Below are 19271 nucleotides of genomic sequence, written 5' to 3'. Positions count from 1 at the left end.
CGCGAGAGAGCCTCGGTTCCCGACCCCGGCTTCGACCGGCGACCGGTCCGCCGACCGGCAGTTACTCACGAGGGAAACTGTAATTCGCGCCGAGCTACCGATCCGAGTGTGCTGTTGGCACGGCGTCTCACGTGGTCGAGAAACTTCGTGTTACTCCGAACTACCGGGCGGTCGTTTCGTGACCGCGCCGCGGACAAATTTTAGCCGCGGGTGTTGTCAGCGAGTAGAGACCCCGAGGCGACGACAAGCCGACGATACTCTCTACCGGTGAGGCTGCTCGACCGCGGAGGTCGGTCACGCTATACGTTCCGAGGTCCGGTGTGAGAAAACACTACGGTGGCAGTCGCCGTTCCTTCGGGTATGACTCGGCGAAGCGTGACGGCCACGACCGACCGCGACCGTCAGTGGTGGAAGGAAGCGGTCGTCTATCAGGTGTATCCGCGGAGCTTCTACGACAGCGACGGCGACGGTGTCGGTGACCTGCCCGGAGTCACCGCGAAAGTCGAGTACCTCGACGACCTCGGTGTCGACGTCGTCTGGTTGTGTCCGGTGTACGAGTCGCCGAACGCCGACAACGGCTACGACATCAGCGACTACCGAGCCATCATGGACGAGTTCGGAACGATGGCCGACTGGGAGACACTGCTCGACGCCCTCCACGAGCGAGAGATGCGCCTGCTCATGGACCTCGTGGTCAACCACACCTCCGACGAACACGAGTGGTTCCAGCGGTCCCGACGGCGCGAAGACGGTTACGAGGACTACTACTACTGGCGTGACGGCTCGCCGGACGAGCCGCCGAACAACTGGGGGTCGTTCATGGGCGGGTCGGCGTGGACCTACGACGAGGTTCGAGAGCAGTGGTACCTCCACCTCTTCGACGAGAAGCAACCGGACCTGAACTGGCGCAACGCCGACGTTCGGGACGAGATCGCGTCGCTCGTCGAGTGGTGGCTAGAGAAGGGCATCGACGGCTTCCGCATCGACGCCAGCAACTACATCTCGAAGCCAGAGGGCCTGCCGGACGGCGCGTCTGGGCGGTCGCCGACCGGCGTCGAGCAGTTCAGCCACGGCCCGCGCGTACACGAGTATCTACGCGAACTCTACGAGCGAACGTTCTCGAACTACGACGTGATGACCGTCGCCGAGATGAACGATACGAGCGTCGAACTGGCCCGAGAGTACCTCGGCGAGAGCGGCGACGGGCTAGACATGATCGTCCACTTCGAACACATGGGCGTCGACGCCGGCCCCGGCGGTCGGTGGGACCCGGAGGGCTGGGGCGAGTGGAGTCTCCCAGCGTTCAAGGAGATCATGTCCCGCTGGCAACGGGACCTCGGTGACGGCTGGAACGCGCCGTATCTGGGCAACCACGACCAGCCTCGAATCGTCTCGCGGTTCGGCGACGACGGCGAGTACCGTACCGAGAGCGCGAAACTCCTCGCGACGTTCCTGCTGACCTCGCGTGGCACCCCGTTCGTCTATCAGGGCGAGGAAATCGGGATGACGAACGCCGAGTTCGACGGTCTGGCCGACCTCGACGACCCACAGACGGTCGGCGCTATCGAGGACCTCCTCGCTGCCGGCACCGTCGACTCCTACGCGGAGGTCCGTGAGTTCGTAAACTACGTGAGTCGCGACCACGCGCGGACGCCGATGCAGTGGGACGACACCGAGAACGCCGGCTTCACCGACGGCGACCCGTGGTTCGCCGTCAACGACGATTACACCGAGGTCAACGTCGCGGACGCGATCGCCGACGAGGACTCTATTTGGCACTACTACCGCCGCCTCATCGACCGCAGACACGACGCCGACGTACTCGTCTACGGCGACTACGACCTGTTGTGTCCCGACGACGAGCAACTGTACGCCTACACCCGGACGCTCGACGACGAGGCGGTCCTCGTGGTGCTCAATTGGTCGGCAGATCCGGCGGCGTTCGAACCCGAGGATATCGACGTCTCGGCGTCCAGCGTGCTGATTTCGAACTACGACGACGCGTCGGCCCGCGGCGTTCGACGCGACTACCGCCCGTACGAGGCCGTCGTGGTCGAACTCTAAGCGGTTCACCCACCGCGGACACGACCGCTCGTGTCCTCGCCGGGCGCGAACGGAGCCGCGACTGTGATCGGTCGCAGGTGATACTGGGGTACGCCGCTCTTAGCGCCCGAGCGACCCACTATGTACCGACTGTTAACGTGGCTGGAGGCGAATGTCTAACGGCGTTCTGCGTGGTGTCGTCGGTGTCGTCGGCGGCGTCGGAAGGACGCGAGGACCCTATGCCAACCTACATCACACTCTGGGACTACACCCAGCACGGCATCGAGAACATCGACGATAGCCCGGACCGCCTCGACAGCGCCATCGAACTCGTCGACTCCGTGGGGGGCGAACTGCAGGCGTTCTACCTCACGATGGGAGCACACGACCTCGTCACCGTCACGGAGTTCCCGGACGACGACGCCGCGGCCAAGGCGCTCCTCCGAATCGGGCAGTCCGGCGCGGTCAGTTCGGAGACGCTGAAAGCCTGGCCGGAAGACGACTACCGCGACCTCGTCGCGAACCTGCCTTGAGCCGTCGACGCTCGGTCCCCGTTTTTCGCGTCTATCGAACCCTACTCACCCGCGAGCGGGAATACCTTGCTAATACTTAACACGTTCGTCGCCGACGTCACGGACGAACGTTCTGTACTGTCGAGGGACGTGGGACGCGGATGGGTGAACGTTCACGGGGGAGAGACAATGCCAGAAGTAACAGCAGAAGTCGAGAACCTAATACGAGATTACGAGCGCCTGTGGAACGAGGGCAACTACGCGGAGATACCGACGCTCGCCGCCGACTCGTTCGTGCTCCACGACCCGGGCTATCCGGAGACCGTCCGTGGTCGAGACGCCTTCGAGACGTACCTCCGAGAGCTACGCGAGGGGTTTCCGGACTTCCACGTGGAGATAGAGGACATGGCCACGAGCGGCGGGACGGTCATGGCGAAGTGGACGATGACCGGCACCCACGAGGGCGAGTTCGCCGAGATACCACCGACCGGGAACAGCGTCGAACTCGAAGGCATGGATACGGTCGAGATAGCCGACGGAACGGTACAGGAACACCGGATATACTACGACAGTCGAGCGCTGTTCGAGCAGGTTGGTCTCACCGACGAGTGAGACCACAGCCGTCTCGGGCGTCGGGGTCTGGGGATGTGGCTTTCGACGAGTTTACCGCCAGTCAGGGGCGGATCGCGTTCTACCCGCTGTCCCCGCTGTTTCAGACGACCAGACGGGGACCCACGGTCAGCAGTGGACGACACAGGCGCCGTCTCAGCGAGACTGTCGGCGCGTTGCGAGCAGTGCGGCAGCGAGCAGTACGAACAGGGTGAGCGGTATCGTAAGGCCCGGTCCACTCTCGCCAGTCGTGGGCGCGATGGTAGTCGACTGGTCCACCGTTCGGGTCGACGCCATTGGCGTCGTCGGTTCCGAACGCGTCGGCGGCCGCGTCGCTGTCGCGCTGACTGTCGACGACGTGGTCTGTGACGACGACCGGTCTGTCGTGGTCGCGGTAGCCGTCCGTGTCGGTCTCGTCGTCGGCGACTGTGTGGGGACCGGCGTCGAGGCGGCCGTCCGTTCGGGCGACGGTTCCGGGGCTGGCGCCTGCCGGGGTTCGGGCGCTGGGGCGGGGACCGGCGTTGGCGTCGCGGTGGGCGTCTGCGTCGCCGTCGCAGCGGGCGTGTGGGTGAGCGTCGCGGTCTGCGTCGCCGTGTCGGTGGGTATCTCGGTCTGCGTCGCAGTGGGCGTATCGGTGGACGTCGCAGTCGGCGTGGCTGTTGGCGTCTGCGTCGCCGTCGCCGACGGTGACGGAGTGGACGACTCCGTCGGTGCTTCGGTCGCCGTCGCTGTCGGTGGTTCGGAGAACTGGGCGGTGATACGGCGCGTCGCCACTGACCCACCGCCTCGAAGCGTGACGTCGAGTTCGAGACGGCCTTCGTACGCGCCGTCGATTCGCGTCTGGAGCAGGACGTAGTTCGTCTGCGGGGCCCGCAGTTCGTACCGCTCCCCGAACCGGAGCCGCGAGTGGACGTACAACTCCCCGACCGGGTCGCCGTCGTACGCTATCTCGACGGTGACGTTCTCGGACGGGACCGTGTTGTTCGCGCCCGCGTCGACGCGAACCGACTCCAGTTCCGACACCACCAGCCGCGTCGTTCCGACGTCGTCGGCGGTGAAGTCCGTCGGGTACGTGTCGTTCCAGCGCTCCACGAGGCCCGCCCGGTCGAGCCGTATCGTCCGGTTCACGTAGCGTCCCGGCGGCACGTCGACGGCGACGGTCTTCGGTCGGTAGCCCGGCGCGTCGACGGTCACCGTCTGTCGCCCCGCATCGGTCGAGAGCGCGTACGAGCCCCCGTGAGAGGAGTAGTACGAGCAGTCGCTGACCGAGACGGACGCGGGAGCGATGCGGGTGCCGTCGGCCGTAACGATCTGCCCGCGGATCCCCTGTCCGTCCACGACTCGCTCGGTCGCGGCGCGGGCGTCGACGATTCCGCCGCCGTAGCGAACCGGGGCCGTGGACGCCGCGTCCGCCGGCGGCGTCGCCGAGCAGCGAAGCGCCGTCTTGAGGACGCCCGGGTGGACCTCCCGGCCTGCGGCGCTTTCCATCAGTGCGAGCGTCCCTGCCGTCAGGGGTGCGGCACCGCTCGTTCCGCCGAACGACCCGACGGAACTGGTTCCCCGCGGCACCACGAGGTCCTGGCCCGGAGCGACGACGTCCGGCTTCGAGTACGCGAGTGGCCAACTTCGGGGGTACCGGACCGTCCGCGTCCGGTCACGGTTGTACGGCCCTTCGAAGAGCGCGCGTCGGTTGGACGACGAGAACGCCAGCACGTTGCCGTCGGCGTCGGTGGCCCCGACGCCGACCGTCTCGTAGACGGTGGCCGGCGAACGGACGTAGCCGGGCCCGTCGTTGCCCGCGGCCGCGACGACGACCGTCCCCAGCCGTTCCGCACGCCAGATAGCCCGAACGAGCGGTGCGTAGCGAGCCGTCGAACTGTCCACGACGCTGCTGATACTGACGACGTCGGCGTCGTTCTCTAGCGCCCACTGGATGCCAGCGACGACCGATTCGCGCTCGTCGACGAGGCCGTGGAGTAACTCCGTCTCCGGGGCGACGCCCATCCGCTCGTACCCGCTTACGTTCCCGGCCGCGACGAGTCCGCTGGTCGCCTGTCCGTGTGCCGCTTCGAGATGTGGTTTAGAGTCGTCGACGCGCCGTCCATCCGCGTCGAACTCGGCCCAGCCCCCGGGATACGTCGGGTCGCTCGCGTCGGTCGTGTACAGGTCCAGCGTGGGGTGAGCGGGGTCGACGCCGCTGTCGAGGACTGCGACGCGGGTCCCGTTTCCCCGCGTGTCGTACGCCGACCAGACGCGCGTGGCGTTCGTCGCTGTGACTTGCCAGGCGGTGCCTGCCGTGACGTCGGTCGGTGACGCCTGCGAGTCCGCTCTCTCGCGGGCCGCCGTCGTCACCGACTGCGGTGCCTGACGGTCGGCGGTCGACGACCCCGGTGCTGTGGTGGCATCGGCTGACGCCCCACGGTCCGGGTCTGGTCGCCGACGGTAGATTCCGACGACGCCCCTCACCGCGGCGAGACGCGGGAGGTCGACGCGTGCGAGGTCGGCCCGAAGGAGGACGCTGTTGACGATCCAGAACCGGTTCTCGACTGTCAGCCCCTCGTGGGCGCGGGCGTACGCGACGACGGGTCGCTGTGTGCGCTCTCTCGTACGTTTCAGTCTCGCGATGGCGGCGTCGCCAGTCCCCGTCGGCGCGGCGCCGTCGTCTGCGACGCGGACCCGAACGTCGACGACGCCAGTCGCGGTCCGAAGCGACGGGTCGATAGCTGCGTGACGCACAGCGGACGTGCCCTGTACCGGCGCGTCCGTCGTCGCCGCGCCACCGGCCGTCTCACCTACGGTGTCCGAGACGGGGGCCGAGGTTCCAGACAGCACTGGCGCGACCATCGCGAGACAGACTACGAGCACTCCGACGGCCCGAACCGCGCTCACGAGCGGGTCACCTGCCGTCCTCGCGGGCGTCGTCGGCCGACCTGCGGCGGCGACGCGACCATGCGCATGGGCCGGTAGCCGGCTACAATAGTACGGGCTCTGATACCACCGCTAAACCATCCGTTATCTGTTCAGGCGATGCCTACCCGGTAGAGCGGTCACAACGGCACGCCACAGCGGCGGCAGTAACCGACGACTGGCACGCTCGTGTCCAGACGGCCTCCGACGGCGGCACGTCGTTCTCAAAACCGCGCCGAGTCGTCGGTCCAACGACGTTCGACGGTTCCGTCGACGACGATGTCGCCGTCGCTCGTGAGCGTCACCTCGTGGTCGGGTACCTCGAACGAGAGTCGCCAAGCCCCTTCGGAATGTTTCGTCAGCGTCGTAATCGCATCACAGGCGACGTAGTTTTCGAGCGTCAGTTCGAGGTCGCTCGGCTCGACGCCTCTCGCCGTCGCGATAGCCGTCAGCACGTCTTCGACCGGCGTAGATGACACACTCTGAGTGACACTTCCCCATCGGGAAAAATCCACTGCAAGGGTGGAGCGTAGTGTTTCGGTTAGCGGTGTCAGCGGGCCAGAACGCCCCGGTGTTCTTCGCTGCCGCGACTCGCTGTGCGCTTTGCGTGGGCCGTCGTCGAGGGTCGCCGAGTACGGCCTCACTCACCCGGCACTGGATGCAGACCAGACCGTGACGAGCGGTGCAGTATCCCCCGCCTAGTCGAACACGGTTCTCACCGCTGCCACCGAGGAGCGACGATCGAAATTTCGACTAGCTTATACTATCGAGAAGGCCACATCCGCCCTGAATAATCCGGTATACTCGTTGTCGAAGGCCTACATAGACCAGTCAACCGAGAGTTATTCCTATAATGAAATATTAGAAACGACTACCTCTGGCGACTATCGACGCCCACGTGGATGGACACCCACAATCCACCCACGCCCGACCCGGACGCACACAGTCGCCGCCGCTTCCTCCAGCGGACCGGTGGTGCAACAGCCCTCGCAATCGTCGGTGGTTCGGGGACCGCCACGGCCGTCGACGACGACGGTCGGTTCACGAGCGACCCGTTCTCTCTCGGCATCGCCTCCGGTGACCCGCTCCCGGAGTCCGTGATTCTCTGGACTCGCCTCGCGCCGTCGCCGCTCGAACGCGGTGGCGGGATGCCGGAGAAGAAGGTCCCCGTCACGTGGACCGTCGCAGAAGCAGCAGACATGCGCCCGGTCGTGCAGACGGGGACGGTCTTTGCCCGGCCCGAGAACGCCCACGCCGTCCACGTCGACGTTCGCGATCTCGACCCGGACACCGAGTACTACTACCAGTTCAGCGCCGGTGGCCACCGTAGCACCGTCGGGCGGACGAAGACCGCCCCTGCCCCCGGAGCCATACCCGACGAGTTCCGGTTCGCGTTTGCGTCCTGTCAGGCGTGGTACGACGGGTTCTACACGCCGTATTCGCACATGGCCGAGGACGAACTCGACCTCGTCGTCCACCTCGGTGACTACATCTACGAGTACGGCATCGGCCCGGACGGCGGCGTCCGGAACACGTCTGTCCCGCAGGCGTACCGGGCCGAGCCGACGACACTCGATCGCTACCGACTGCAGTACGGTCTGTACAAGTCCGACCCCGACCTGCGGGCCGCACACGCCTCCGCACCGTGGCTCGTCACCCGCGACGACCACGAAGTCGACAACAACTGGGCGGGCGACACGCCACAGGACCCCGACGAACAGACCGTCAGAGACCTCCTCGAACGCCGTGCCGCGGCGTTCAAAGCCTACTACGAGCACATGCCGTTCCGGATGGCCCAGAAACCGGACGGTCCGGACCAGAAGCTCTATCGAAACTACGCCTTCGGCGATCTCGTCGAGTTCGACGTCCTCGACACACGCCTCTATCGAAGTGATCAGGCCTGTGGCGACGCGTTCAACGTCGACGAGTGTCAGGCCCGGTTCAGCGAGGACCGTACCATCCTCGGCGACCGACAGGAGGCGTGGTTGGTCGAGACCCTCGAAGCGTCGACGGCGACGTGGGACGTCCTCGCGAATCAGGTCCCCTTCGCGGAGATGGACTTCCTCGAAGGTGCGGAAGACGGCTACCGGATGGATCAGTGGGACGGCTACGCCGCGGACCAGCGGACGGTCAAGCACGCCTTCGAGGACCACGTCAGGAACCCGGTGGTCGTGACGGGCGATTTCCACTCGAACTGGGCGAACGAGATTACGAGCGCACGGCGGGACGGCGAAACCATCGGGACCGAGTTCGTCGGGACGTCCATCTCCTCGGGCGGCGACGGGGCCGAGTACACCGACTTCGACAGCGACGAGGCGGGCGCGCTCGGCCGATACGTCGTCGAAGAGAACGAGAACGTCGCGTACAACAACGGCCGGCGCGGCTACACTCGCTGTACGCTGACGCCGGACCGCTGGGTCACCGAATTCCGGGTCGTCGACTACGTGACCGACAGGGGCGCACCGATTCGGACGGACGCGACGTTCGTCGTCGAGGACGGGGCCCCCGGCCTCGGCGAACGGTGTAACTGACCCCTGCGAGCGACCGCGGGACCGTTCGTCTCCCGAACACCGGCCGCAGGTCGAAAAGTGCGGCTTACGCTGACAGTCCGTGGCCACACGGCGACGAACGCCGCTCGGACCGAGTCGGACCGACGCTCAGTCGGCGCTGTGCGGAGGCAGGAATCCGCAGTCCGGACAGCCGGTGTGTTTCGTGGTCTGATAGCTCAGCTTACTGCTGCAGCGGATACAGTCGTAGCGTACGTGTTCCATCAGCATACAATCACGCTCGATTACATATAGTCGTTGCGTGAGCGGCGTTCACATCCGGTCCGACAGCGACCGGCGGAACGTATTAGCGTGCGAATATCTATCACGACCGGACGCGTAGCACCGAACATGCCCGTGAGGTGTGCTAACTGTGATGAAGACCTGCCGACACAGCGGTACCACGTCCACCTCGCGACTGGCGAGGTCATGGAGATGGAACTCTGTGAGGGCTGTCGGCACAAGTTCGTCACGGCCGATTGGGTCGCGGCCGTCGTCTAACACCGCTCTGTCCGGTCACAGCCGAGTCGCTGGGAGAGACTTGGCGGAGACCGTCTCCGTCGCGCTCTCGATACGGTCGAAACGACGCCGTCCCGAACGTCGGGGCGCTCGGTCAGCGTGCCAGCCCACCCACACGATTATGCTGAATGTCAACGATTGATATGGTACTATGCGCGCAGCAGTGTTTACTGGGCACGGACGACCACTGGCGGTCAGGGATATCGACGCACCCGAACCGGACCCCGAGGGAGTCGTCGTCGAAACCGAGGTGTGTGGCATCTGCCGGAGCGACTGGCACGCGTGGCAGGGCGACCCGCTCTGGGAGTCGAGGGGGTTAGAAGACGGCCACGTACTGGGACACGAACCCGCGGGTGTGGTCGTCGACGTCGGCGAAGACGTCGAACAAGTACGCGAGGGCGACCGCGTCACCGTTCCGTTCAACCTCGGCGACGGGACGTGTCCCTCGTGTCGTAACGGCCACTCGAACCTCTGTGACAACCGCCTTCCACTGGGTCTGGCCCCCGAATCGCCGGGCGCGTTCGGTGAACAGTTCCACGTCCCGTGGGCCGACTTCAACGTCGTCCGCCTCCCGGACGGCGTCGCCCCCATTGATATGGCCGGTCTCGGTTGTCGGTTCATGACCGCCTTTCACGCGCTCGTCCACCGGGCGGACGTCACCGCCGGCGACTGGGTCGCTGTCCACGGGTGTGGCGGGGTCGGTCTGTCTGCCGTCCACATCGCCGATGCGGTGGGCGCAAACGTCGTCGCCGTCGACCTGTTCGACGAGAAACTGGACGTCGCCGCCGGACTGGGCGCCGTCGAAACGGTGAACGCGAACGCGGTCGAAGACGTGCCCGAGGAAGTGGCGGCGATTACGGACGGCGGCGCCGATATCTCCGTCGACGCACTCGGCATCGCCGAGACGTGTCGGAACTCGGTCCGGTGCCTTCGGAAACGCGGCCAGCACCTCCAGATCGGGCTCACGTCGAGCGAGGAGGGCGGCGAAGTCTCGCTTCCCACCGACCTGATGGTCGCCAACGAACTCCAGTTTATCGGGACCATCGGGATGCCGCGTCCCCGCTACGACGAGATATTCCGGATGCTGGCACACGGGAAAATCGACCCGGCGGCGATGGTCTCCGAGACGGTGTCGCTCGACCAGACCGGCGAGAAACTCGCGTCGATGACGGAGTTCGAAACCGTCGGCATCCCCGTCATCGACGAGTTCTGACGACCGGGTCCGCCGGCACTGCTCACCGGTAGCGTTCCGTTCGGGCGTGCCTTGGGCGACCAAATCCATAATCTTTTTTGATTAAGGATTCGATTGGTCAGTACCGATGCGTTACTCCGAAACCCTCCAACTGTTCGAGCAAGCGTTTGATTTCCCCACCGACCGGACGACCGTAGTCGGGCAGTTAGGTGACGTGGAGTTGTCGACGCCCGCGGGCGACGTGGCCACTGTCAGAGACATCCTGAATCGCACCGACGAAGACACCTACCACTCGCCGGACGAACTCTATACGTCGCTCGTCGGGAACCTCGAAGACGGGTTCATCGGCCGGAAGTACTACGACGACAGAGCGGGTATCGAGTCCGGCGTCACGGACGCTCGCAGCGAAGACGTCTCGCTCTGATCCAGTAGCCGATACGACGGGTCCCAGCGCTACGTGACGGCTCCCCCGAGTTATGCCGGGCCGCCGGTCACCGGAAGTCGTCGAGTCGCAACTGGTCGGGGTGGAGTCCGTCGGGGTCGTCCGCGCCGAGGAGCCGGGGGAGTGCCGTGTTGGCGAAGGTCAGTCCGACGACGAGCAGTATCGGCGCGAAAAAGAGCCCGTAGAACCCGAGGACGACGGGGCCAAGCGTGTACGCCAGCATCAAGAGGCCGACGTGGGTGTTCTCGCCGCTCAGCAACGGCCGCAACAGCAAGTCGGGGATGGTGTCGACGACGATCACCGCGACCCCGAGGAAGGTCAGCACGTACACCAGCAGCGAGGAGTCGCTCCCGAGGACCACCGGAAGGGCGGTGATGGCCGTAAGCGGCAGATAGACGATTTTCATCCCGACGACGGGAATGAGGCTCGCGATTCCGGTCAGGGCACCGGCCAGCGCCGGGTAGGGGACTTCGGCGGCCGCCGGGACCAGCGCGTTGTACCCCGAGAAGGCGGCGATAGCGATGAGCGAAATCGCGAGGACGTTCAGGAGGTTCCCGAACAGGACCGCTTCGAGTTCCTCGTCGACGGCTTCGAGGTACTCGCGGATGATCGCACCGTCGTCGAACCGCAAGAGCCACTCCCGGATGCGTCGGCCGTCGAGCAGGAGGTAGTAGGTGACGATGACGGTGACAAAGAGGTTGAGAAAGAAGTTCGAGACGACCGATGTCAACAGCGTCGCGTGGTTGCCGAGGAACTCGACCAGCGGCGACAACTGACCGGACTGATAGGCCTCGTAGAGGCCCTGGACAGTGAGGTCGGGTATCGACTCGAACTGTCCGAGCCAGTCGACGTGCGTCGCGGCCACGCTGACGAGTTCGTACTGCTCGACGAACTGCCGGGCTTCGAGGACGAGGAGGACCACGGCATAACTCACGAGCAGGAGCAAGGGGAGGGCGAGCGACGCCATGACGACGACGGCGCGGACTCTCGCCGGCAGTCTGAGTCGGCGGAGTGATTTATGAAAGCGGCGCGTCGAGTAGTAGAGGAAGACAGAGACCGTAAGCGGTGCGATGAACTGGTACGCGAGGAGGCTGACGACGACGGTGACGAGGAGGCCAAACAGGGCGACAACGAGACGTTTCTCGTCCATACGAACTACCATCAGGGAACGACACATAAATCTGCGGACAGGTATCCGAGTAGTTGCCACTGGGTTCTCTCGGCCGGGGCCGAGGGCGAGACGTGCCGACTCGACGTCGACAGAACAGGGGCGTTCGGGGGACAATCTTTTCACCGACTGGATCGATTGTTCGAACGGATTATGCCACTGAACCGTCGGTCCCTGCTCGGATCCCTCGCCGCGACGACGCTCACAGTCGCGTCGGGATGCTCCGCCCTCGACGCCAACGGAACCACCGGAACCAACGAGTCGAACGCTTCGAGTCGCGGAGCGGCAGACATCTACCTCCACAACCTCCGGGACGGTGCCGCCACCATCTCGGTTCGCGTCGCGGCGGCGGACGCCGACGGTGACGAGGCACGGATAGAGACGACGGTCGACCTCGCGTCCGCCGAAACGAAGCGATTCAACAACGAGGTCGTGTTCGACGCCGACTACGACGTCTCGGTCTCCGTAGACGGCGGGCCGTCCGAAACGGCGACGTGGACCGCCGATAGCGACGGCGGCCTCCACGTCCTGTACAACGCCGCCAAAAACATCGTCTTCGCCGACGAGTTCGCCTGACCGCTGCGACGACCTCTCCTGAACGTCTGCTAGGGCCGCTCTGGCTAGGTCGTGACCTTCGTGATGCAGACGTCGCCCCAGGCGCCGTGGGTGACGAGGTCCGGGCTGTCGTCGTAGCCGTTGTGGACCTTGTAGTACATGTCACTGCAGAACCAGCCACAGGATTCTTCCCGGTAGCCGATACCACAGACGGAGTGGCCCTCGCCCTTGTCGGTGTAGGGACCGTTCTCCATGTTGAGCATGAAGGGGTTGTCGTTCGAGATCTGCGTCTTGACGTTCCCCTTGAACCCGGAGTGGATGTTCTCCGCGCTGTAGGAGTGTGACCCGCTGGAGTAGTTCTCTATCCCGCTCGGGATGTTACTCCAGTACGTGCAGTACGAACAGAGGCTCCCGTCGCCCGTGTCCATCTCCATGTGCAGTCGGTCGATGAGCGATTCGCGAGCGTCGTCGTCGCTGTCGTCTAGGTTCTCGTGGAAGCCCAGAACCATCGAGGCTGCTATCGGAACGCAGCCGTCCCAGGAGTCCCAACTGTCGTCACCGCTGCCGATGCTCGTCGAGTTCGCGTTCCCGGCGTCGTGTTCCGTCCAGTTCGGCACGCCGTACACCTCGTCGTCGGTATCGCCGGACCAGTCTTCTTGACTGGTCTGTTCCTTTGCGCCGCTGTCGTTTCGCTTCCCCGTGGGCAGCAGTGTCTCGAGGTCGGCGACTGGCTTCGGTTGCTTTGGCTTTCCGCTTCGGAGGTCCACGGCACCCACGTCCGTCGATTCGACCAAGTACTCGACGCCGCCGCGGTAGAGGAACCGACCGGTGATGGATTTCGGGCTCGCGGGCGTCTTGCGTTTCGCGTCTGCGAGTCGCCGCTGTGGGGCCCGATTCGCACCGAACGTCAGTATCGGTTGCTCCGTCTGTCGGGCACTGACGTTGATGTACCCCACGTCCTCGCCACGGTTCTCGATGGGGAACACCCACGACCGGGGGACGTGCGTCGTCGACCCGCCGTCCTGAACGTCCGTGTAGAACAGCGTCGGGGCTTTGACCCCGCTTGCACTCCACTCACCGAACTCCTCGGTGTCGCCGTAGTAGTCCGCCGCAGCACGGGCGGTCTTGCGAGCAGTCGCCTTCTTGACTGGTGCCTTCCCCTGTGCCGCCGCCGACCCGACGGCAGTGAGTGCCGCTCCCGTGAGTCCGACGCCACCGATACCCCGCAGAACGTCTCGTCGACTTGTATGGTCTTCTTCCATACGTGGCGACAAATAACGTCACGAGACTTAATATTTTTGGGCCAAAATAATGTAATTTTATACATTTTGGCGCTGTTCTATCGCGTCTTCGTGGCGGTTCAACCTGCCGGCCGTTGCCGACTCGTTCGTCTCGGGGACGCCGTCGACGACAGCGTGAGACGCGGGTCGGACCCGGTCCGGTTCTGAGAGCGACGTCGTGCGAACGCCGCTGGTGGGTCTCGGCGACAGACTATAGTAGCCATTGAAAATCAATGCACACCCGACCGCACGAGGCAGTGCGGTCGGTGTGTGAATCGTTTCAATTGTTACTATAGCAGCGCCTGCCTCCCGCGGCCGAAACCGACGGTGAATCGCCTATCGGATACGCCCGAAACGAGGGGCTCGTCGTCCGCGTCTCCGACGGTCGGGAGGCCATCGTCTGTACGGTCGAGGAAGTCACGGACTCCGAATCGCGACCCCGGCCGTCTCCGACGACTCGGTCGCCCAGTGGCTGACCGCGAGCAGCGTAAACACCATCGCGACGACGACGCCGACGTTCGCCCCCGACAACAGGGAGTCTGACAGCGGTCCGTTCGACACCGCTGCAATCGTCAGGAAGCACCCACCGGCGGCGAAGAGATATCGCAGGTGCCAGTCGGTGGCCGTCTCGGCCTGCGAACGGGCCGTACCGCTCGTCTTGTCCGACTGTCCCGTGGCCGCGGTCAGTACTCCTTGTATCCTCGTTCGAGTTGTTTGATCGTCGGCCTGTCCCCTTCGACGGTCTCGATGTGGTCGAGCAGTCGTCGCTGCAGTCGGTCGGCCACGTCGCGGTAGTTCGGTCGGCCGGCGAGATTGATTCGCTCTATCGGGTCCCGACGGAGGTCATAGAGGTACCGCTCGACGTAGCAATCGCTGGCGGGTTCACCGTTGCCGCCGCGCCAGCCGGTCTCTTTCGACGCGGCGACGGCGTACTTCCATCGGTCCGTCCGCAGGGCACGGCCCATCTGTGATTCGCTTATCTGGACGAACGCCTCCCCGCCCTCGTCGGGTTCGGCGCCGCGAATCACCGGGAGGAGGCTATCCCCCTGGAACTCGTCTGGAACGTCTATCCCGGCGGCATCGAGCAGCGTCGGCGGGAGGTCGATAGCGCTGACCACCCGTTCGATTCGGCCACCGCCCTCGAAGCCGGGGCCGCTGAACAGCAGCGGCACGCGGACGGCCGAGTCGTGTGGCGACCGCTTGTACTCGCCCGGGCGCGTACGGAAGTGGTTCCCGTGGTCGGACGTGTACGCGAAGACGGTGTCGTCGCGGATGCCGAGGTCACGAAGTCGCTGGATGAGCCGCCCCATCGCCTCGTCCACCCGTCTTACCATCCCGTAGTAGTCGGGCAGTTCGCTGTACCAGTCCCCCGGGCAGTTCTGGAGGTCGGCCGGTACGTGGGGGTTCTTGTCGTAGCGCTCGGCGTACCCCTCGGGCGCGACGAAGGTCCACATATCGTTCTGGTGGTGGGGTTCGACCAGCGAGACGACGAGGAAGAACGGCTCTGAGAGCGCGTCCAGCGCGTCCAGCGCGAAGTCGACGAAGGCGTCGGTGCGGTAGGTGTCGAACGGGGCCTCCGCTCCGTCCTCGTCGTACAGGTATCCTTCGGTCGGTCGTGAGGTGAACTCCGGGACGTCTGCTGCCCGCCAGAAGTCCTCGTAGCCGCCGCGCATCTCGTCGGGGACGGGTACGTCGAAGGTGCCCCCGACGTGCCAGTTGCCGACGAACCCGACGTCGTAGCCGGCGTCCGCGAACCAGTTGGCGAGCGTCGTCTCGTCGGGGTCGATAGCCAACCCCTCGCGCCAGACGCCCGCCTCCGTCGCGAACTTCCCGGTGTGGAAGGCCGCTCTGTACGGCGCACAGACCGGTTGCGGGGTAATCGCGCACTCGACGATGGTGCCGTCACGGGCGAGGCTGTCGAGGGTCGGCGTCAGGTCGTGGGGGCACCCGTACGCACCCAGCGTGTCCCACCGCTGCTGGTCCGACATCACGACGAGGACGTTGGGTGGCGTGTCGGTGGTCATGCGTGTACCTGTATCATCCACGGTTTATCTATTCGGGTCCGCACTCGCCTGCCGCTTCGACTGCTCGTTTGCGACACGGTTCTTGATCGACGTCGCCGTGCTCCCGAGGATGCTCGGGAAGTCTTGCCGGATGGACTTCTCGCGCATCCGCTCGGCCGGGCCCGAGACGGAGACGGCCGCGATGGCGGTGTTGTCCGCGTCGGTGATCGGCGACGCAACGCAGTGGCGGTCTGCCTCCAGTTCGCCCCTGTCGTGTGCGGTCCTGTCGTCGTGTATCGTCTGGAGTTCTTCGAGCATCGTCTCGCGGTCGGTGATGGTGTTGTCCGTGAGTTTCGGCAGTCCCGACTCGTCGAGAATCCGGTCGCGCTCGTCCGCCGGGAGGTACGCGAGAATCGCCTTTCCGGCGGCCGTGGCGGTCAGTGGCACCCGTTTGCCCTCGTACAGCTCCGCCGGCGGCTCAGTGCCCGTGGTCACGCGAGCGAGGTAGATGCCCGACGTGTGTTCCGGAATCAACACGCTCGCGGCCTCGCCGGTCGACTCCGCCAGGTTCTCCAGTGGTTGCTGGATGACTCGGTAGATGGGCATCCGCGTGCGGACGCTGGCACCGAGCCCGAGAAACCCCAGACTGAGGCGATACTTCCCCCTTTCCTTGACCACGTACTCCATCTCGTGGAGCGTGTTCAGGTGCTTGTGGACCGTTCCTTTACCGAGCGACAACTCGTCTGCGAGTTCGGTGACGCCGACGGCGTCGCGGTCCCGAAGCGCGTCGACGATGCGGAAACTGGTGACCGTCGTCCGGGCGACTCTGCCGTCCATCTCCGCTGGATCCGAGATAGTCGGACGGGACATACCGGAATAGCAGGCGTAGCTAGGGCATAAATGTTCACGAAACGTGAACGAGATGTGCGTCGGTGCTATCCCGCCGACGAACGGGATCCGCGCTGGGGCGCACACCGAGACACCGAGCGGCGAGAGCGAAGTGGACGACGCCGAACGACTGCTCCAGCAGCTAGACGACTTCTCGAAACCGTTGCCGACCTTCTACAGACGGTGCGAGAGATTGCTGACGCGACTGGAGCGACCGGCGACGACTGACCGCCGCCGCACGGCCGATACGGCCACCCGTCCGACGCGTCTGGAGACACGTGTAACATGTCAGACGCGATTCGGACCGACGGCACGTAGTGTTTTATTCGAGAGGGACAAACGCGCTGACAGATGTCGCTCCTGTTCGATCACATCATCGGGCGCTTCGCGCTCGAGGATGCGACCCTCCACGCGGCCACGGACGCCGACCTCGCCGACGGCGGTCCGGCCGTTCCAGCCAGACCGATCGCCGAGTTCGCCGGCCACCACGACGCCCTCTCACATCCGTCGGAAGACTGGACGTGTATCCCGCTCCACGGAGCGGACTCGGCGGACCACACCGACACGTTCGTCGCGTTCACCGACCACTCCCTCCACGGACCGATTTTCGTCTTCGAGCGCGACGGCGACAGGGACTTCCTCGACGCCGACGCCTTCGGCGAGACCCGACTCGCGAACCGCATCCGGTTCTGGCACTCCGACTACGTCCCGGAGACGTATCCGCCCACGTACGACTCGCCGATCGACGACAGCGAACCGGCCCGGAACCCGCTCGACCTCGATTCGCTCGTAAACGGTCTCCGGTCGTTCGTCGAGAGCGAGCGAGCGGCGACGCGCGAAGCGAACCGCGAGCGTGCACTCGGGCAGTCGCCGCTGGCGCTGTACGAGGGCGGCGGTGACGCGATCCCACGACTCCACACAGTCGGGTCCGAGGATGGCGGGGAGTACCGGTTCCGCGTCGACTTGCCGGCACATCTCGAATCCCGGCGCGACGGCGACTGGGCGTTCTTCGTCGAGTCCGAGTTCGGGATTCACGAGGGCAACGAGGTGCTGGTCCACGCCGTCGAGGGGCGCAGTCCCGACCAGTTCCCCGTCGAGGCGACGGTCGAACGCATTCGCGGGCTGAACGTCTGGCTCAGAGTCGACTGGAGTGCCGTCTCCGGGGCGACGACGCTCGACACCGTACTCGCTGGCAGGGACACGACGGTCGGACTCACGGCGCTGTTGAATCCCGTGCCCTTCGACAGAGAGCGGGCCGCAATCGAGGGGGTACGCGACCACCGCCTCGGCGAGGTACTCGCGGGGACGCGTCCAATCACGTTCTCGAACGGCGCCGCTGCACAGAGCGAGCAGCGTGACGCGGCGCTGAACCAAGAGCAGCAACTCGCGGTCGAACACGCACTGCTGGCCGACGACCTGTTTTGTATCCACGGGCCGCCGGGCACCGGGAAGACCCGGACGCTCGTCGAAGTCGTCCGGCGGGCGGCGGCCGCCGGCGAGAGCGTCCTCGTCTGTGCGGACTCCAATCAGGCCGTCGACAACCTCGTGGCTGGCGCCTCGACGGCTGCTAGCCCGGACCGTCGGTCGCTGCACGCGTACGGACAGCACGGCGAGGGGGAGTTCGCGCTCGACCGCGTGAACGCCAGTAACTCGGCGAGCGACGTCGTCGCTCGCGCGTATAGCGACGTGTCCGGCCGGGCCGACGTGGTCGCGGCGACGAACAACAGCGCCGCGACGCTGGCTCGGGAGTTCGACCTCCTGGTCCTCGACGAAGCGACCCAGTCGACCTGTCCGGCCTCGTGTATCCCCCTCGTGCGCGCCGAGCGGGCGGTGCTGGCCGGTGACCACCGACAGCTCCCGCCCTACAGCGCGGGCGAGGCCCCACCCGAATCGAGTTACGGCCACTCGCTGTTCGAGCACGTCTACGCCGACGGCGGCGTCTACGAGGGCGTCGGCCTCCAACTCCAGACCCAGTACCGGATGCATCGGGACATCGCGTACTTCTCGAACAGGACGTTCTACGACGGGACGCTACGGAACGGCCGCGCGGTCGAGCCGCTCCCCGACAGGCCCGCTATCGAGGGGTACAACGTCGGCGGATCGGTCGAGACGGTCGAGCACTCGAAGGCCAACCCGACGGAGGCGCGTCTGGTCACCCACATCGTCGACGGGTTGCTGGCGGACGTCCCGCCCGAGGAGATCGGCGTCATCACGCCCTACACGGCACAACTCGCGTGTATCCGCGACACGCTCGCCGACAACCTCGACTGTGCCGACCGCGTCACGGTCGACACTATCGACTCGTTTCAGGGCGGCGAGCGGACCGCTATCGTCCTCTCGCTGGTCCGGAGCAACGGCGACGGCGATATCGGCTTTCTCGGTCGGCCCGTCGACGGTCCACGCCGGCTGAACGTCGCGCTCACGCGCGCACAGCGGTACTGCGCCATCGTCGCCGACTGGCATACGCTCCGGTACGACGCCGACGGCAAGTGTACGGACTGCTACGAGTCGTTCTATCAGTTCTTCGAAAACACCAACCGACTGAGCGCAGTCGACCCGGATTTCATTCCGGTGTGACGAGCGGACGCTACTAGTGGGACGGCATCG

Annotated in this window: 15 protein-coding genes; 9 read left to right on the top strand and 6 right to left on the bottom strand. The window is 65.5% G+C overall.

Annotated features, from left to right (window positions below; translation table 11 throughout):
- The first annotated feature begins 360 nt into the window (after nucleotides 1–360).
- The 3 genes from IEY28_RS11515 to IEY28_RS11505 all read left to right on the top strand — a co-directional run bounded on the left by IEY28_RS11515 (nucleotide 361) and on the right by IEY28_RS11505 (nucleotide 3167).
- Nucleotides 361–2064, top strand: a complete 1704-nt coding sequence (locus IEY28_RS11515) for a glycoside hydrolase family 13 protein (protein WP_188997573.1) — start codon at nucleotides 361–363, stop codon at nucleotides 2062–2064.
- Nucleotides 2065–2282: 218 nt separating this feature from the next.
- Entirely contained in the window at nucleotides 2283–2576 is a 294-nt protein-coding gene (locus IEY28_RS11510; RefSeq protein WP_188997571.1) for a GYD domain-containing protein, read from the top strand.
- A gap of 168 nt (nucleotides 2577–2744) precedes the next feature.
- Nucleotides 2745–3167 (top strand): ester cyclase, encoded by a 423-nt coding sequence (locus IEY28_RS11505; protein ID WP_188997568.1) that lies wholly within the window; start codon nucleotides 2745–2747, stop codon nucleotides 3165–3167.
- A gap of 153 nt (nucleotides 3168–3320) precedes the next feature.
- Here IEY28_RS11505 and IEY28_RS11500 read toward each other — a convergent pair whose 3' ends face one another.
- Together IEY28_RS11500 and IEY28_RS11495 are read right to left on the bottom strand one after the other, a co-directional pair.
- Nucleotides 3321–6053, bottom strand: coding sequence for a S8 family serine peptidase (locus IEY28_RS11500; protein ID WP_188997566.1), 2733 nt, complete (start codon nucleotides 6051–6053; stop codon nucleotides 3321–3323).
- A 242-nt stretch (nucleotides 6054–6295) separates the two neighbouring features.
- Entirely contained in the window at nucleotides 6296–6550 is a 255-nt protein-coding gene (locus IEY28_RS11495) for a HalOD1 output domain-containing protein (protein ID WP_188997564.1), read from the bottom strand.
- A 423-nt stretch (nucleotides 6551–6973) separates the two neighbouring features.
- Between IEY28_RS11495 and IEY28_RS11490 the strand changes: the two genes are divergently transcribed.
- From IEY28_RS11490 to IEY28_RS11475, 4 genes are all read left to right on the top strand, one after another.
- Nucleotides 6974–8602: an alkaline phosphatase D family protein gene (locus IEY28_RS11490; RefSeq protein ID WP_188997561.1), complete on the top strand. Its 1629-nt coding sequence runs from the start codon at nucleotides 6974–6976 to the stop codon at nucleotides 8600–8602.
- 366 nt (nucleotides 8603–8968) lie between these two features.
- On the top strand, nucleotides 8969–9118 hold the full coding sequence (locus IEY28_RS11485; protein WP_188997559.1) for a hypothetical protein: 150 nt from the start codon (nucleotides 8969–8971) through the stop codon (nucleotides 9116–9118).
- A 169-nt stretch (nucleotides 9119–9287) separates the two neighbouring features.
- Nucleotides 9288–10349 (top strand): zinc-dependent alcohol dehydrogenase family protein, encoded by a 1062-nt coding sequence (locus IEY28_RS11480; protein ID WP_188997557.1) that lies wholly within the window; start codon nucleotides 9288–9290, stop codon nucleotides 10347–10349.
- A gap of 106 nt (nucleotides 10350–10455) precedes the next feature.
- Entirely contained in the window at nucleotides 10456–10752 is a 297-nt protein-coding gene (locus IEY28_RS11475; protein WP_188997555.1) for a DUF5789 family protein, read from the top strand.
- A 67-nt stretch (nucleotides 10753–10819) separates the two neighbouring features.
- Here the strand turns inward: IEY28_RS11475 and IEY28_RS11470 are convergent, their stop codons facing one another.
- The gene (locus tag IEY28_RS11470) at nucleotides 10820–11920 is read right to left on the bottom strand and encodes an AI-2E family transporter (RefSeq protein ID WP_188997553.1); all 1101 of its coding nucleotides are present in this window, start codon (nucleotides 11918–11920) and stop codon (nucleotides 10820–10822) included.
- Between the two features lie 171 nt (nucleotides 11921–12091).
- Between IEY28_RS11470 and IEY28_RS11465 the strand changes: the two genes are divergently transcribed.
- On the top strand, nucleotides 12092–12514 hold the full coding sequence (locus IEY28_RS11465; protein ID WP_188997551.1) for an Ig-like domain-containing protein: 423 nt from the start codon (nucleotides 12092–12094) through the stop codon (nucleotides 12512–12514).
- Nucleotides 12515–12558: 44 nt separating this feature from the next.
- Here the strand turns inward: IEY28_RS11465 and IEY28_RS11460 are convergent, their stop codons facing one another.
- From IEY28_RS11460 to IEY28_RS11450, 3 genes are all read right to left on the bottom strand, one after another.
- Nucleotides 12559–13755 carry a C39 family peptidase gene (locus IEY28_RS11460; RefSeq protein ID WP_188997549.1) on the bottom strand — a complete coding sequence of 399 codons (1197 nt, stop codon included), beginning with the start codon at nucleotides 13753–13755 and terminating at the stop codon, nucleotides 12559–12561.
- Between the two features lie 701 nt (nucleotides 13756–14456).
- Nucleotides 14457–15797, bottom strand: a complete 1341-nt coding sequence (locus IEY28_RS11455; protein ID WP_188997546.1) for a sulfatase family protein — start codon at nucleotides 15795–15797, stop codon at nucleotides 14457–14459.
- Between the two features lie 24 nt (nucleotides 15798–15821).
- Nucleotides 15822–16646, bottom strand: coding sequence for an IclR family transcriptional regulator (locus tag IEY28_RS11450; protein ID WP_220639445.1), 825 nt, complete (start codon nucleotides 16644–16646; stop codon nucleotides 15822–15824).
- 369 nt (nucleotides 16647–17015) lie between these two features.
- Here IEY28_RS11450 and IEY28_RS11445 point away from each other — a divergent pair, with 369 nt between their 5' ends.
- A complete protein-coding gene (locus IEY28_RS11445; RefSeq protein WP_188997542.1) occupies nucleotides 17016–19241 on the top strand; it encodes an AAA domain-containing protein in 2226 nt (741 codons plus the stop codon).
- Nucleotides 19242–19271 lie beyond the last annotated feature (30 nt).

It is taken from the genome of Haloarcula pellucida (assembly GCF_014647235.1).
Taxonomy (GTDB): domain Archaea; phylum Halobacteriota; class Halobacteria; order Halobacteriales; family Haloarculaceae; genus Haloarcula; species Haloarcula pellucida.
This window is presented reverse-complemented; position numbering and strand designations above follow the sequence as displayed.